The organism is Actinotalea sp. C106, assembly GCF_023630195.1.
Taxonomy (GTDB): Bacteria; Actinomycetota; Actinomycetes; order Actinomycetales; family Cellulomonadaceae; genus Actinotalea.
Map to the genome: position 1 here is coordinate 1 of NZ_JALPKN010000614.1, position 648 is coordinate 648.

Genomic DNA, 648 nt, shown 5'->3' on the forward strand with positions numbered 1-648 from the left:
CCCCTCGACCGCGACGACGCGCCCCCCGCCGCCGACCCGGTGGGCCAGGGGCACCGTCAGCAGGCCGGCTCCCGCGTAGAGGTCGACCACGGTCGCCCCGTCGCGGTCCCCGACCGCGTCGAGGACGGCCTCAGCGAGGACCACGGGGGCCTCGCGGTGGACCTGCCAGAACCCTCCGGCGGCGACGCGCCAGGTCAGCGTCCGGTCGTCCAGGACGGCGCGCTCCCGGACGGCAGCCCGTGCATTGGGGCGCAGGTCGGGGCCGCGGTCGGTCCAGGCGGCACCGTCGACGAGCACGAGGGGCTGGTCCCCGCCCACCGGGGCGACCGCCGTGATCCTCGCCCCGGCAGGCCACCGTCGGTCGAAGAGCCCCAGCGCGCCGATCTGCTCGACGGCCAGCGGCATCGCGTCCAGGGCGAGGACCTCGTGGGACCGGACGCGGTGCATCCCCGCCCGCCCCTCGGCGTCAGCCACCAGGTCGATCCTGGTCCGCCAGGCGAGGCCGGCACGCGCCTCCTCGGTGGGGCAGGCCTCGACCTCGAGACCGGGGGCCGGGACCCTGGCCAGCCGCTCGAGCTGCTCGGCGACCACAGCGGCCTTCCAGCGCCGCTGGGCGGCCAGGGCGACGTGGGCGAGCTCCCCGCCGCC

General features: G+C 78.2%; 1 pseudogene. It reads right to left on the minus strand.

What is annotated here, in order from left to right:
- Positions 1–648: pseudogene (locus L0B03_RS18800) on the minus strand (class I SAM-dependent RNA methyltransferase); the annotation flags it as partial.